The organism is Dehalococcoidia bacterium (genome assembly GCA_028711995.1).
GTDB lineage: Bacteria > Chloroflexota > Dehalococcoidia > SZUA-161 > SpSt-899 > JAQTRE01.
Map to the genome: position 1 here is coordinate 14,073 of JAQTRE010000009.1, position 15,528 is coordinate 29,600.

General features: G+C 52.6%; 12 protein-coding genes. 6 read left to right on the plus strand and 6 right to left on the minus strand.

The annotated features are described in order from the left end of the window. Positions 1–49: 49 nt before the first annotated feature. The 3 genes from PHV74_02885 to PHV74_02895 form a co-directional block, all read right to left on the minus strand. On the minus strand, positions 50–769 hold the full coding sequence (locus PHV74_02885; protein ID MDD5093310.1) for a response regulator transcription factor: 720 nt from the start codon (positions 767–769) through the stop codon (positions 50–52). Between the two features lie 194 nt (positions 770–963). Beyond that, positions 964–2,505: an ATP-binding protein gene (locus PHV74_02890; protein ID MDD5093311.1), complete on the minus strand. Its 1,542-nt coding sequence runs from the start codon at positions 2,503–2,505 to the stop codon at positions 964–966. 210 nt (positions 2,506–2,715) lie between these two features. Further along, a complete protein-coding gene (locus tag PHV74_02895) occupies positions 2,716–5,004 on the minus strand; it encodes a glycosyltransferase family 4 protein (protein MDD5093312.1) in 2,289 nt (762 codons plus the stop codon). Positions 5,005–5,266: 262 nt separating this feature from the next. Here PHV74_02895 and PHV74_02900 point away from each other — a divergent pair, with 262 nt between their 5' ends. After that, positions 5,267–5,767 (plus strand): hypothetical protein, encoded by a 501-nt coding sequence (locus tag PHV74_02900; GenBank protein MDD5093313.1) that lies wholly within the window; start codon positions 5,267–5,269, stop codon positions 5,765–5,767. 27 nt (positions 5,768–5,794) lie between these two features. Here PHV74_02900 and glmS read toward each other — a convergent pair whose 3' ends face one another. The 3 genes from glmS to PHV74_02915 all read right to left on the minus strand — a co-directional run bounded on the left by glmS (position 5,795) and on the right by PHV74_02915 (position 10,174). Beyond that, positions 5,795–7,594 (minus strand): glutamine--fructose-6-phosphate transaminase (isomerizing), encoded by a 1,800-nt coding sequence (glmS, locus tag PHV74_02905; protein MDD5093314.1) that lies wholly within the window; start codon positions 7,592–7,594, stop codon positions 5,795–5,797. A 1-nt stretch (position 7,595) separates the two neighbouring features. Further along, positions 7,596–8,783 (minus strand): sugar phosphate nucleotidyltransferase, encoded by a 1,188-nt coding sequence (locus PHV74_02910; GenBank protein MDD5093315.1) that lies wholly within the window; start codon positions 8,781–8,783, stop codon positions 7,596–7,598. A gap of 188 nt (positions 8,784–8,971) precedes the next feature. Beyond that, positions 8,972–10,174 carry a sugar phosphate nucleotidyltransferase gene (locus PHV74_02915; protein MDD5093316.1) on the minus strand — a complete coding sequence of 401 codons (1,203 nt, stop codon included), beginning with the start codon at positions 10,172–10,174 and terminating at the stop codon, positions 8,972–8,974. A gap of 356 nt (positions 10,175–10,530) precedes the next feature. Between PHV74_02915 and PHV74_02920 the strand changes: the two genes are divergently transcribed. The 5 genes from PHV74_02920 to PHV74_02940 all read left to right on the plus strand — a co-directional run bounded on the left by PHV74_02920 (position 10,531) and on the right by PHV74_02940 (position 14,824). Then, complete coding sequence (locus PHV74_02920; GenBank protein ID MDD5093317.1) at positions 10,531–11,388, plus strand: exosortase-associated EpsI family protein; 858 nt, start codon at positions 10,531–10,533, stop codon at positions 11,386–11,388. Then, positions 11,385–12,620, plus strand: coding sequence for an exosortase/archaeosortase family protein (locus PHV74_02925; protein ID MDD5093318.1), 1,236 nt, complete (start codon positions 11,385–11,387; stop codon positions 12,618–12,620). Before PHV74_02920 ends, PHV74_02925 begins: the two co-directional genes overlap by 4 nt. A 256-nt stretch (positions 12,621–12,876) precedes the next feature. Further along, positions 12,877–13,668: a hypothetical protein gene (locus PHV74_02930; GenBank protein MDD5093319.1), complete on the plus strand. Its 792-nt coding sequence runs from the start codon at positions 12,877–12,879 to the stop codon at positions 13,666–13,668. A gap of 97 nt (positions 13,669–13,765) precedes the next feature. Next, on the plus strand, positions 13,766–13,942 hold the full coding sequence (locus tag PHV74_02935; protein MDD5093320.1) for a hypothetical protein: 177 nt from the start codon (positions 13,766–13,768) through the stop codon (positions 13,940–13,942). A gap of 81 nt (positions 13,943–14,023) precedes the next feature. Then, positions 14,024–14,824: a DUF1616 domain-containing protein gene (locus PHV74_02940; GenBank protein MDD5093321.1), complete on the plus strand. Its 801-nt coding sequence runs from the start codon at positions 14,024–14,026 to the stop codon at positions 14,822–14,824. Positions 14,825–15,528 lie beyond the last annotated feature (704 nt).

The window sequence follows — 15,528 nt, forward strand, 5'->3', positions numbered from 1 at the left end:
CGTTCCAACCGATCTTTCACAACCCAGAACATAGAACGCTGAACATCCCTCATCTCTTTTCAAACTCCGCAAACCGGTAGCCGATTCCCCGTTCGCTCAGGATATACTTCGGATGCTTGGGATCCTTCTCGATCTTCTGCCGCAGGTAGGTGATATAAAGCCACAAGTAATGATCTTCATCGCGATACTCATGTCCCCAGACCATTCGGAGCAGCTGCTCATGGGTGAGAACACGGCCCGCATTGCTCACCAGATGATAAAGCATCCGGTATTCGGTGGGCCGGAGACGAACCTCTTTACCTCTCACCACCACCCTGCGTTTACTGAAGTCGATAGTCAGATCGTCATCCACCTGAATCTCAGTCCTGGGTGCCGCAGTCGGCATCTCGGCCCTTCGAAGCATGGCCTTCACTCTGGAAACCAATTCTTTTGGGCTGAAGGGCTTGGCCATGTAGTCATCGGCGCCCAGCTCAAGGCCCTTGATCTTATCGGCTTCTTCCCCCTTAACCGACAGCATGATCACCGGTATGGTGGAAACCTGGCGAATCTCCTTGAGGGTCTCAAATCCATCCAGTTCCGGCATCATCGCGTCGAGGATGGCGAGGTCGGGGAGTTCCTGGGTAAGCTTTTTCAATGCCTCTCGGCCGTTGGCAGCGCCGACCACTCGAAAGCCTTCCAACTCCAGATTCATGCTGAGGACCTCGATGATTCGGGGTTCATCATCCACAACCAGTATAATATTGCCTGAGTTCTTCTTGCCGGATTCCATTTCCAAAAACCAGTCCTTGCTTAGTGGGAATTCGACCAGGAAAGTTCCGAAATGAGCGTTGATCAACCCCCTGACCCCCACTCTTGGGGGAAACGAAGGAAAATGGGGGACACCCCCAAATCCCCGGCAGAGAGTATCTCTGCACTCTCAACGGGCGCCCCCCTACTGACAACTGATAACCGAACCAGTGTTCCTCAGTCCTCTTCCACGATCGGCAGGCTGAAGATGAAACGGGATCCAATACCGGGCTGGCTTTCCACCCAAATTCGGCCGCCATGCGCTTCGATAAGGGTTTTACAGATATAAAGCCCCAACCCTGTCCCCTGAGACCGGGTGACCGAGCTATCTTTCCCCCGGTAGAACCGCTCGAATACCCTCTCCTGCTCATCGACCGGAATGCCGATTCCCCGGTCAACCACGGCAACCAAAGCGTTCTTCCCGGAAACCTCGCCAGTGATAGTGACGGTTCCCCCTCCAGGTGAAAACTTGATGGCATTCTCCACCAGATTGGTGAGCACCTCATTCACCTTTTCGGGATCGGCAGACACCGGCGGGAAATCGGGAGGAAATCCAACCCTCACGCCGCAGTTCTCTCTGACCCCGGCAAAACGCTTGGCAACCCGGTTGGCCTCGTTCTCCAGATTGAGCAAAAGCTTGTCCAATCCAACGCCTTCTTCCTCCAAGCGAGACGTATAGAGCAGCTTGCTCACCACGCCGCTGAGGCGATCGCTTTCCTCTTCAATGGCCTTCAGCTTTTCCATAATGGTTTCCTGCCCCCATCTGGCATCGGGACGAGTAAGCGTGCTGGCATAGGCCTTGATGATGGAAATTGGGGTTTGGAGTTCATGGGAAACCGTAGCCAGAAGAGCAGACCTTCGATGCTCAAGTTGCCGAAGGTGACGAACATCATGGATATCGATCACAGCAGAAAGAAGATGCCCCTCCGGTGATCGCGCAATGGAATAACTCAGGCTTACATCGATATCCCGTCCAGTCCGAGGAGACAGGACTCCATCCAGAGCAATGAAGCCCCCGCCACCTTCAAGAATAGGACATCCTGTCTGGCAGAAATCGGCCCCCTCACCATTTTTCACCTTCAAGACCTGAAAACAATACCGTCCAACTGCTTCTTCCCTCTTCCAACCTGTAATCCTCTCCATCCCCGCATTGAAATAGGTGATGCGCCGATCAGTATCGATGGCCATAATCCCGTCGGCGCTGTTTTCCAGGATGGATTCGATCCTGAATCTCTCTTCGGCCAGATGAGCTGCCAACCGGGCATTCTGGAGTGCAATGGCTGCAATGTCGACAAAAAAAGAGCGCACGTGAGGTTCGCTATTACTGAAAGACCGGGGCAAATAAGGGCATGACACACAGATCAATCCGATCGTTTTTCCATCGATCACAAGGGGCCGGGTGATAATGAGGTCCTGTGTGCCTTCCCGTGTGATCGTCAGTACACCCGATTCCTGAGCGGCCTGGGTATTCCCATCATCAACCAACCTGCCGGCAGTGAGATTGGGGAGCGTCTCGTTGATAAAAAGACGCAGGGCTGCGCCAGCCTCAGAATCAAGCCCGAGGGTCGCCCCTTCCACAAATCGCATCTCCCTCTCATTCCACAGCGCAGCAATGCCGACATTGCCATTTAAGGCATCCACTTCTTTGCGCAGGATTACTGCGAGTTTGGATGGAAAATCCACATCTGCTCCCGGGTCGGCCAAACACCCTTTGGCCATGTCACGTCATCCCGGACTTGATCCGGGATCTCCCAACCCCAACACCCCGGCTTCCCGATCAGAGTCGGGAATGACATATCGCTGTCTTCTTTCTTCTTGCGTACCGCCGGCAGTATCTCTTTCTCGCAATGACAGCTACGGGTGTCTTTGAGAGGAGCCATCGGCAACGAAGCAAACTCAAGGCACACACCGTACAGTGACCCTCTCCCCTCATTTGCTCTTCTTCTTCTTGACCAGCCCCTTCATGCCAACGCTCTCATACATCCTTAGCAGCGCAATGAGCCAGGAAAGTGTTGATTCTGCGCCCTGGTTCTGATTAACGCCGTAGTGCTCAAGGCCATCACAGCACCCGCCAGTCTCGAAATTGTATATGTTCGTATTGACATCATTTTGCCCCATGAACCAGCCAAAGCAGTGTTCCGCTTCCTCGTGCCATTTCTTATCGCCCGTTATGAGGTAGGCATCCACACAGGCATCAATGAGATTCATCGCCTCGGCGGGTTGCTGACCGAAATTGGCTTTTTCACCGTTGCGCCGATACCATCCGGCATTGCCGATGATGCTCAGGTGGCCATCTTTGTGAGTCTGTATCTGTAGCAGCCACTCAAGAATCCTGAGCCCTGCCTCCAGCATTTTGGGGTCCGGTATCGCCTGTCCGGCAACTATCAGTGCGTGGGGGAGTTTTGCATTGGCGTAAGTGATGATGTCCTCGCACCATAACCATCCGTCATCGCCATTGTTGCTGAAGAGTGCAAACAACTTCTGAGCCAACTGGGCTCTGAGCTTTCTGGCATAGGAATCCCCCCCGTATTTTCTAAGGTAGGATTGCAGGCCGAGGATGGCAAATGCCCATGCCCGTGGCGATCTGAAATTCTCCATCACCTGCAGTCCATCGAGAAAACAAGACATGGCTGCATTTCTCACGCTATCGTTCGGGGCATACTTGATGGCTACACCCAGAGACCACAGCGCCCGGGCATGCGAATCTTCACTCCCGCGCAGATCCAACCACCGCCTGTCATACGACATGAAGTTTCGGAAAAAGTTATTCTCCCGATTGAAGGCATAACACAGAAAAGCCAGATATCTTTCCAACAGGGGCACGATTGTCTTATCTTTCTGAAGCGAGTAGTGGAGACACGCTGCCAGAAGCGCGCGGGCATTATCATCCACACAATAGCCGCTATCCAGATCCGGTATGTTGTATTTGGCATGCTGGATTATCCCTGTGTCGTCCGTCATGGCTCTGAGATGGGAAAGGTTGATTTCCGGGAGTTCATTCAGCAGCTTATAGCTCTGCCGCGCAACTACAAGGTCTTTGGGGATAGGTTTCGAGCGGGCCAGGATATCGGTCATAAGGCTCAAGTACTGCCTGGCCACTTCCTTCCATGTCATTGACCTCCCGTGCTGGTATGCCGTAAACCGCATCATGTTCCGCTCCTGGTCATTCTCCAGAAGTTCGATGATTCCCTCTGCCATCGCCTCCGGGTCGTTGAATGGCACAATCCTCCCGCGGCCTTCAGCAAGAAGCTCCTCTGCATGCCAGAAAGGCGTCGAGACCACCGGTGCACCCACCCCTACCGCATAGGACAACGTGCCGGAAGTGATCTGCTCCTTATTGGGATAAGGGGCCACATAAACTTTTGCCGTCTGAAGATACTGCACCAGGGTATCAAGCGGCACAAAGTAGTTATGAAATAACACGTGCTCCCTCAAGCCTAGCCTGTTCACCAGTTGCTGCAGCCCATAGTGATAGGCATCACCATCGACCTCCCGGACATGCGGATGGGTCTGCCCGAGAATCACATAAACGGCCTCGGGATGTTTGCTGATGATGGCAGGCATGGTCTCGATCATGGTTTCTATTCCCTTACCTGGACCCAGGAGCCCAAAGGTAAGAATGATATCCTTACCTTTCAGCCCGAACAGATCGTTGTATATGCCCGGTTGTTTAAAGGATACATCGGGGATTCCGTGAGGGATCAGAGCGATGCGAGAGGCTGGGATGCCGTAGACCTCAGTCAGGAAATCGATCGCCTTGTGAGTCATCACTACCAGGCGATCGGAATAATCAGCTATCTCCTCAATAATTACCCTTTGCTCAACGCTGGGTTGCTGAAGCACCGTATGGAGGGTAGTGATGATCGGCATGTGGAGGGCCTTAAGTGCATGGAGAATATGAGACCCGGCGGGACCGCCGAATATCCCATATTCATGCTGGAGAACCGTTACCTCATACTGATTGACGTTGATATAGTCGGCCGCCCGGAAGTAATCCGCCTGGACATTTGCCCGAACGCTGAATTTCACCCGCTCCGGATAGTCGTACCCACCCGGTATATCGTTCATGGCAACCGCAACCACGTCCTGGTCATTTTTGAGCTCCATGGCCAGAGCATTGCAGATATCTGTGGTGAACGTGGCGATCCCGCACTGGCGCGGTAAATAGTTGCCGATCACTGCAATCTTGGAGATACTGCTGATTCTCTTGTGATTCATCACGCATCAGACTCCTACACCTGAAATCTATCCCCTCCCTTCGCAGAGCGATCAAATAGTCTCCCTCGCCCCCTCGATCCCCCTCTCCCGTCAACGGAAAAGGGGGAAGAGAAAGACATTTGGGGGACACCCCCAAACCCCCGGAAGGAAAGTATCCCTTCACCCTCTTTCACGGAGGGCGATCACAGAGGATCGCCCCTACGGATAACTGATCACTGAATTCAGATCTCTGCCGTCACCAAACTCGCGACAGGCCTTTGAGATGCGCCGGAATTACAAAACAAGGCCCATTTATAAACAGAGTTTACAACTGCAAGGTGTGAATGGTCAAGCTGATGAAACCCAACCTCCCAACCACACAATATCTGGGCGCTTTCCCCACAGGCCCTCCGAGCCCACAGGTGAAACGCTGAAAGGCACTGTGCAATTTCTCAAAGAGAAGGGCGCTGATCTTGCCGTATGCTTTGACGGGGATGCGGATCGCGTTGTCTTCTGCGATCGGGACGGATTCCTGGGATTCAATGAAATGGTTTCCTTTATCTCATGGCTCATGGCCAGAGAGGCGGCAAAAAGACTGTGGCCGCGACCATTGAAGTGGGAAGCATTCTCGATCTCGCGCTCGCAGAACTGGGCGCAAAGGTGGTGCGGGAAAAAGTTGGGGATGTGCGTCATAACCGAGTCCACTCAGGAATCGATGTCAAAAGCGCTTCTGGATAAGGGTGTACAACTTGTGGAAGAGATGGTAAATGGGATGACGCTATAGATCTCCGAATTCGGACGTATTGCTCCCCTACGGCACCGTCACGCTCTTGGCCAGATTGGCAGGCAGGTCAATGGGGCAGCCTCTCTCTTTGGCGGCATAATAGGCCAGAAGCTGCAGCGCCACCGAGTTCACAAACGGCGAAAACAGGGGATCGACCTTGGGGACTCGGATAACGGCATCCACAAACGGGTCGATATCTCTATCCCCCTCCTCGGCCAGGGCAATGACCTGCGGTCCTCTGGCTTTGATCTCCCTGATGCTGGTCAGCATAGGCTGATAGGTGTCATCCCTGGCGGTAATGGCAACCACCGGCGTATTGGCACGAAGGAGCGCAAAGGGCCCATGTTTGAGTTCCCCGGCAGCATAGGCTTCGGCATGGATATAGGAAATCTCTTTCAATTTCAGCGCCCCTTCCATGGCTACCGGATAATTGATCCCCCGGCCAACATAGAAGGCGTTATCATACCGGGATAGCTCTTTGCCATACCGGGCAATCACTTCCTCGTTGTCCAGCACTCGCTGTACTTTGGAAGGCAAGAACTTCAGTTCCTCGATCAGCCTTCTATAATCCTTGATATCCAGAACACTGGTCGGGGCAAAGGATAGGGCTAATAAGTACAGTGTAGTCAATTGAGTCAAGAAGGTTTTGGTGGCAGCCACTCCGATCTCCGGCCCCGAGTAAGTGTAGAATACCTGATCGGCAATACGAGTAACGCTGCTTCCCTGAACGTTGGTGATTCCCGTAGTTAAACATCCAAGCCCCTTTGCTTTTTGAAGGGCTCGCAGCGTATCGGTGGTTTCTCCCGATTGGGTGATCCCCAATACCCACGTCTTGTTCAGCGCCATCTCACAATGATTGAATTCGGAAGCGATCTTCGCCCTCACAGGAATCTTACAGAGTTTCTCGAAAATGTATTCTCCAATCAATCCGGCATGGTAAGAGGTTCCGCAAGCCACTATGAGGGCGTCTTTCAGACTTCCTTTTTGCCTCTTGGCCATTTCCAGTTTCACCACAGGCTCGATGAATGAGATGTGGCCCTTGAGAGTACTTTCAATGGCCTTGGGCTGTTCGTGGATCTCTTTGAGCATGAAATGCTCATACCCGGACTTCTGCGCTTCCTCCACACTCCAGGGAACCGTCTGTTCATCCCGCCGCACCTTTTTGCCGTTATTGGTAATGATAATATTCCTGTCTGATATAACGCCGAGATCGCCATCTTCCAGATAGATCACCTTGTTGGTATAATCCAGCAAGGCCGCCACATCGGAAGCCACAAAATTCTCCTTGTCTCCCACCCCAATGACCAATGGGCTCTCTCTCTTGGCTAACACAAGCTCCTTGTGCCCTTCTGCCAGCACTACAATGGCATAGGTGCCCGTTACGCACATCAAAGCCATGGATACTGCTTCTTCCAGATTACCCTGGTAATACTTCTCTATCAGGTGAGCAATGACCTCAGTATCGGTATCCGAACTAAACTTGTGCCCTTCCCCGATCAACTCTTCTCTGAGTTTCTGAAAATTCTCGATAACCCCATTGTGAACCACAGCAATCTTGCCGCTGCAATCGACGTGAGGATGAGCATTGGCAACAGTTACTCCCCCATGAGTGGCCCACCGAGTATGACCGATTCCTATATTTCCCTGGCCGATGGAGATATTCTTCTCGAAATCCACCACCCGTCCCACATCCTTTTGCAGAATGAGTCTATTGCCCAGAGTAGCGATACCGCAGGAATCATAGCCTCGATACTCCAGTCTCTTGAGGGATTCCAGCAGGACCGGCTGGGCTTCCCTGTAGCCGGCGTATCCAACAATACCACACATGCTATATCACCAAACTTCCATCAGGAATATTCTGACGGATTACCTTCATTGACTTGATCCGGCAGTGATTGCCGACGACGACTCCGGGTTCGACAACAACGTTATCCCCCAGATCGGAGTAGCCCCCGATGATGGCTCCCATTTTGACTCGCTGATGTTCATCCTCAACGAGCACGCTGGTTTCTCTACTGCAGGCTGAGAAATGGTTCCTGATGATGACTCCGGGGGCAATTACCGTATCCTGCAATGATGAGTTTGCCCCTATGGTCACATTGTCCCCAATAGCGCTATTCCCCACGATGCTGAAGGGCGAAATGAAGACATTCTTTCCGATGCTGGTAGAGGGGAAAATGCACACTCCGGGTCCAATCTCACACCCCTCACCAATCACCACCGGCCCCACGATGTAACTGTTCGATCTGATAACCGTTCGATCTCCAACAGAGACCAGTCCCTTTACCGTTACGCCATCCTCTATAACGCCACCCAGGCTGGGAGAAATCCCGCCCAGAATCAGATTGTTCAACTCCAATATATCCCAGGGATAGACTGCATCCAGCCACGTCCCTCGTGTTTCCTGGGCCATGATATCGCACCCCTGGTTTATCATTTTCTGAAGAACGGCGGGTAAGTTTACCTCATCCCCGATAAAACTGAAAACCTCCTTGTTAAGGGCATATGTCCCGGTGTTTACCAGGCTGCTGACCTTTTTAGAAGGCTCTTCGATAATCTCTTTCACCCTGCCGTCACGCACCATTACCACCCCATATTTCGATATATCATCCTGGGCCCTTATAAGCACCGTGTTCGACTGAGCATTGACCAGCGGTGCAATGGAGTCCGGACTGATGATATTATCGCCGGCAACGACAAGGAATCGATCATCGGCTACACCCCTGGCTTGCTCCAAGGCATGCGCCGTGCCTAACTGATGAGGCTGAATGACATACTCGATGTCCACGCCGAATTCTTTTCCGGAGGCAAAATAGTCCTGTACATGTTCCTTGCGATACCCCACAACCATCACAACACGGCGAACACCGTTCTGGGCAAGAGCCTCGACAACATATTGGAGGATGGGTTTTCCGGCTATAGGCAACATCACCTTGGGCATCAGTTTAGTGAATGGCTTCAACCTCTGCCCTTCACCGGCGGCAAGAATGATGGCCTGAGTTATCCTTTTTTCCATGTATCACATCTCCGTTAGACGAATTGGTGAGCCATCGAGGTTCCTTGGCAGGGCATGTAAAAGTCTGACTCAACCCCCGATCCAGGTAGAAGGAAGGCCCACTGCGCGCACTCGTTGGGGAAACTTTTGCGAAGGGACACCCCCAGGCACCCGGAAGGAGGATTATTTCTCCTTTTTTCAACAGCCTGCTAGAAAATCCTTGCCCTGGGACGAATCATCCCTCTAGCTACCATTCCCGGACCGACAATGGTATCATTTCCGATGCTGCATCCGACATTCAAAGAGCAATTGATGCCGGTCTGCACCCCATCTCCAAGGATGGCTCCCAGTTTGCGCCGGCCGGTATCGATGCCGCCCACTTGTACGTTGCGCTTATTCAATTTCAAGTTGGCTACTTTGGTGCCGGCGCCAAGATTGCAATTCTCCCCGATGATACTGTCCCCGACGTAGCTCAGATGGGGGATCTTGGTATTGTTCATGATGATGGAGTTTTTCACTTCAACCGCCGCACCGATATGACACCGATCTCCGATTGCCGTGCTGGGGCGAATGTAGCAATTCGGTCCGATATCGCAGCCTTCACCGATGATTACCGGTCCCACAATATATGACCCTGATCTGATCACTGAGCCTTTGCCAACAGATACAAATCCTTTGAGGACGACGTTCTCTTCCACATCTCCCTCACTTCGCGATTCCAGTTCAGCCAGCAGCTCTTCATTAGCCTGGAGCAAGTCCCACGGGTAGCTGATATTGATCCATGAGCCGATCATCTGATAGGCAACCGGCACGCCTCTGTCAATCAATAACTGGAGGGAATCGGTCAGTTCGTATTCGCCTCTTGTCGATTTTGGCGTTTCGGAAATGGCTTCAAAAATTTCCGGGGTGAACCGGTAGAGGCCCGCGTTCACCAAATTCGAGGGGGGATTCTGAACCTTTTCGTGAATTCGCCGCACTCTTTGTTCATCCACTTCCACCACACCCATATCGGCGGTATCTTTCAATTCGATGAGGCTCATCTTGTTCGCATCTCCGGCGATGGCCTCGCGGATGAATTCACTCTTGATGACGGCATCGCCGTTGGCCAGCAGAAAATGGGGGCCCACCAGGTTCTTGATGGTGGCCACTGCATCGGCAGTCCCCGTTTGCTTTCGCTGTGTGGCATATTCGATCTTCAGACCCCACCGCTCGCCGTCTCCAAAATAGTCTCGTATAGCCTGATCGAAGTAGCCCACCACAAACACGATTTCTGTTATACCGGACTGCTTGATCTCCAAAATCACGTGTTCCAGTATCGGCTTGCCTGCGATAGGCACCATGACCTTGGGCCTGGTATAAGTGAGGGGATGCATCCGTTTCCCTTCACCAGCGGCCAGGATGACTGCTTTCATTGCTGCTTTGCCCCGGATACTTTCAATCGGATTCTCCTTTGGCGTGAATTCATGCTGTTTGAGCTATTATAGCAGGGAATGGGCATTTCGACTACTGAACCAACGATCAGGCCAAAAGGACTATCCGGTCACTTGACAAACAGGAGCATTAGGATATCATTGTAGCTAGGGAATCTCTCAATAAGTGTTATCAACCCCCCTTCCCCCATTCTTGGAGGAAGGGAAGAGAATCTGGGGGACATCCTTCGACAAGCTCAGGACAGGCTCCCCAGCCCCCCGATCGCAGTCGAGGGTAGGCCCCCGGCAGGAGGCGTCCTGCGCCACAAGTGACGATTCGGCTAGAGTAAATTGATCTTATGGATTTTCTGAGACGCTATTCCCTGATTCTGGGGCTCAGTACACTGATTGCCGTCATTGTGCTGTTGTTCTCCTCCTCCGATCTCTTCTTCTCCTCCGGGGCCACCTTCATCAGCACCGAGTTGAATAAGTCTTCCGGGAATGAGACTTTTGTAAAAACCCGGCTGGATATCGGCGACCCGGAGCACACCGCCCAATTTCCGCTGCAGATGGGAGATTGGAGAGGCTACGATTACGATACCTCCCAATGGGAGGACTTACTGGGAACGAAAGTGATGCTGATGCGCGGATATACTCGCCCCGGCGTATACCAGCCCATCTTTTTCCTCATCTCACAATCGGCAACATCCACCAGCTTCCATCCGCCACGGGTATGCTATACGGCTCAGGGGTACAACGTGCGAGAGCAGACCAAAGACCAGGTGATCGTCCCCGGGACGGATCTACTCGGCAAATCCGATGACATGATCATACCGGTTGAGAGGATGATCGTCACCAAAGACGATAAGGATGGGAACATCACCGAGCGACGGGTGGTCCTGCATTTCTTTGTGAAAGGCAACCAGTTCAAGACCAACACCATCACCTGGATCCGCATGGAGGCGCTGTCGCCGCGAGAGGGATCTTACGAAGGCCAGCTCACCCTGGAAAAAGAGTTCCTCAGCCAGGCGATCCCGCTGATGTTTGCCTCTGCTCAGAAGGAGGATTGGAACCCGGTAATCGCCGATCTGGCCGATTGGGGAGTTGGCGGATACATCATCATCGTTCTTTTGCTTTCCATACCGCTTGCCCTTATCATCTTCCCCAAAACCCCCTGGGGAAAACGCCCGGCCATCAAGCCCGAGCCTGAGCTATGAAGATAAACCGCAAAACTGTGGCCGGGATGGCGATCACGCTGGGTATACTGACGCTCTTCTTCTGGCCCACGTTCCGCTGGCTGTATGATTCGTGGGTCGCCGGGGGTTTTCTCAATCGCGATAATCCCTACAGTCACGGATTCCTGATCCCCTTGATCTCCGCATTCATCGTCTGGGCCAGGCGGGATCAGATGGAAGAGACGAAACCTGCAATTCTGGGGATTTTTGTCCTGGCGCTCGGAGCAGCGCTCTACCTGGTAAGCTTCAACCAGGATATGAGAAGCCTCGGGGCGCTTTCACTACTGATCGTTCTCACCGGGCTGGTCATTGCTTTTCTGGGCATCCGCACCACCAGAGCCATGGCATTCCCGCTCTTTTTCCTGCTGTTCATGATCCCTCCTCCATTCATTCAAGATCTCACTTATGACCTGCAAACGATCTCCAGCGATTCCTCCGTCTGGATTGCGCAAAAAGTAGGGGTTGATGTGACCACCCAGGGGAACCTGATCTTCCTGGGCGATGCTGCCGACCCTTCCGCCACGCTTGATGTTGGCCCCGCTTGCAGCGGCATCAACACGCTGGTAGCCATGGTAGCTCTGGCGGCGCTTTGCGCCTTTGTTCTCCGCGGCGCCATGTATAAACGAGTGTTCCTGTTTGCCCTGGCCTTTCCCCTGGCCATCGCTGCCAATACGTTGAGGCTGGCCGCCATCGTGGTCAGAGCCGATAGCCGCGGACTGGATTCGGCCATCACGTTGCACGATTGGTCCGATCCCCTGTTCTTCGGCATTGCCGGGCTGCTGTTAGTCCTTTTTGCCCTGATGTTTAGCTTGACTCTCGCCTACCAGAAACCTCCGCCAATTAACGCTAAGGTTATCCTGATGAGAGTGTGGGTGCTGATAATGATTCTGGCTAATGTGGCTGCTGCCATGTTCAGCCTGGCGGGCAGCACCATCGATGGGGGAATGCTGGAGCACACCGCGGTATGGATACTGGGATTGCTGTTTGCACTGGCTGTTTTCAACATTGCCTGTGGAATTGCCCTGCTCGAATGGAAACGGTGGGGGCTTTACGGATTGGCTGCCGCAAGCGTTGTGGTTTTGATTATCAGCCTTGCTATCGGCGAAGGCATTATTGGGTCACTTGTCAGCCTGTTAGGCGTTGCCGTCCTGTATGGATTGCTTCACATCAGTAGTCAAGAGTCAGTTCAAGGTTCGAAGTTCAACGTTCAATAGAGAGGTTTGTAGCGACGATCCTTTGTGATCGCCCAAGACCGGAAGTCCGAATGAACCCCCTCACCCCTTTTTCACAAAGGGGGAGTTTTGCATGATTTTTGGAAAGGAAGGTTAGGAAGGATTCCCAGCCGGGATTGATCAGAGCTTTCCCCAATGATATTAATGATATTAATGATATTGTTGAGTCTATCGGACATTTCATGAAAAAAAAAAAAGAGGCCGAACACTCTGATATTAAGAGGATGAAGTAAAGCACGTGGAACGTACCGACGCTACATCGCTAATACGCCCGGTCTGGTGGAAAACCAATCCCTTCCCGTTATGCTACGGGTATTTCACGGCCATCGTCACCATAGAAGTTGAAACTGTTGTGCGGGGTCCTGAATGGGGGGTGGGCCTCTATTTTGCCCTGCTCTTCGGACTGGCCCTTGGCGCCACAGCGCTTGATCCCCATCCCTTTCATCGGATATACACAGCGCTGGAGCTGATTCCCTTGATGAGAATCGCAGCCCTTGCCCTCCCACTTCCGGAGTTCACGGAGGCCTCTCGATACGCCATCGTAGCAGTCCCGGTGTTCGCAGGCATCATCGGTGTCTCTCGAATATTGCGCCTGCGTGCCGATGAGATCGGGCTTACTGCGCGTGCGATGCCCGAGCAGATATTGGTAGCACTTACGGGGGTAGCATTCGGAGCAGTAGCCTATCTCATCCTGAAGCCAGAATCACAGATCGCCCAGTTGACCGTTGCTCAAGCGATGTTTCCGTCCCTGGTGTTCGTGGCATTTCTTGGCTTTGGACAAGAGCTGGCCTATCGCGGCGTGATGCAGCATGTGGCTCGGTCTTTTGGCTCCTGGGGATGGGTCTATATTGCTGGTATTTTTGCAGCAGTCCAGATACAGTATGAATCAGCCCTTTACTGCCTTTTGATGCTTCCGATGGCCCTTTGGTTCGGATGGATAGTGAAGCGGACAGAATCAATCATGGGGGTGAGCATCGGCAGCGGTTTGTTCTATATCAGCTTGTATCTATTGTTCCCGAACATATGGTGAAAACAGGATCCGACAAGACACAGCGGCAAACAGGGAAGGCTGATCTGAGGATTGAGACAATCATATCCGTACCAGACACCCTATTGAGTGCAGAGCAATGCTTGAAGAAATAGCAGTCATCGGACTGATTGTATTCTTGATCACCAAAGAGCTGGCTGATGCCAGCGATTCCCCCTTTCTCCGCCGCTTGGGACGAACCTTGAATGTATCGATCACACCACTGGCCATCGTTTTTGCCATTATTGTTGTTATGAGAGTGAATAGTCTCCTCTAGAGATGGAGAAATGGACCGAGTGTTGCAGCAGCTGGCTAATGAGATGATTGAACTGACAGGACAACCTGAACCCATGATGATATATTCGCCCGCCCAAAGAAGAACACTATCGAGGACGCAGGTATCATGAAGAACTGGGGAGGCAGTGGTCTGGACAGGGTTTTTACGGCTATCCTTGCGGTTGCCATTCTCGCGGGCATTGGCGCCATCTCATACACAATCGCCAACCCGGGAACGCAAGAGGTTTTCACCGAATTCTACCTCCTCGGGCCGGACGGAAAGGCTTACGGCTATCCCAGTGAGCTGAAGGTGGGTGAGGAAGGCAGTTCAATCCTGGGGATTGTGAACCAGGAACACCGCTCCATGAGCTACCAGGTGGAACTGATTTCGGGCGGAGACCTCTATGAAGAAATGTCCCCGATCACGCTGACACACGGAGAGACATGGCAGCAAGAAGTCAGGTTCGCCCTCCAGAAACCGGGAAAAGCTCAGATGATTCAGTTTCTCTTGTATAAAATACGCACTCTGGGAAATGAACAAAACAAGCATACTTCGCTTTCTCTCTGGCTGGGGCGAGAGAATTTAAAAGCTGTTACTATTAACACCGGAAGCGCTGAAGCAGCTTACGAAATCAGAGTAAGAATTGATGCCCGGCTGACTGAAAACGACAAGTCTCTGACCGAACTCAGGTCGCTCGGTTCCGCCGTTGTGGCTCCCGGAGAAGAGTGGAAGCTTGCACCCGAATACGTCTACCCGGAGGCGGTCTGGCAAAACGCCGAGTTCCTGCTTTACCGCGATGGAAAGCTCATCTATCGAGAGAAATCACTTGGCGGATATCCGGAACTTCACCTGCTGATCAACGTGACCGGCTCAACAGGATAGTCAGCCTTGCTCCAAGGAAGCCGGGCCACTCTGATCAAACGCCTTCTCCCATTCATCTCGCCGGAAAGGTTCTGCCCCAAACACTGGCATCCGCTCATCCCTGCTGTTACAATAACACGGTTGGGAAAACCGGTCAGATTCCGGCAATAGTCCTCTTTAGTGAAGATCATCGTGCCGCAATCCAGATCACAGAGAGCCCGACCACCGGGAGACTCGCTATCTCAGGCCTGATTTTTGCTATCATGACAGACTACTGCCTCACACCCGGTACCATGCTGTTCGGGATTCTCTCTGATCTCTCTGCCTGCCGGGGAATGGTGATCAGTGTAGCGGGAACTGAGTCAACTACCCTATACTCCCTGGTCCATCGCAACCCTCCTGCTGGGCCTTGGGATGGCAACCTCCTTTTCCTTGCTCAGCAAAGGTGCTCGTCATCACAAGGCATTGGCAAGGCAGACCAAAAAACGCTCTACTTGTCGCCGGCCTCAATGATCCCCGCTATCCTCCTCAGACTCCTCGGCGGTGTAAGAATCAACGCCCCTCCTTCTCGCCTATCCTGGCACTCCGGACTGCCCACCGAAACAATGCACCTATTATCATTCCTAGTGTCACAGGCCTAATAGGTACTAATGGGCTATTTACCGTGGCTCTCTCGGTGGGTAACATGTAGTCACTCCCAGTATTTACCAGATATTTACCTTGCA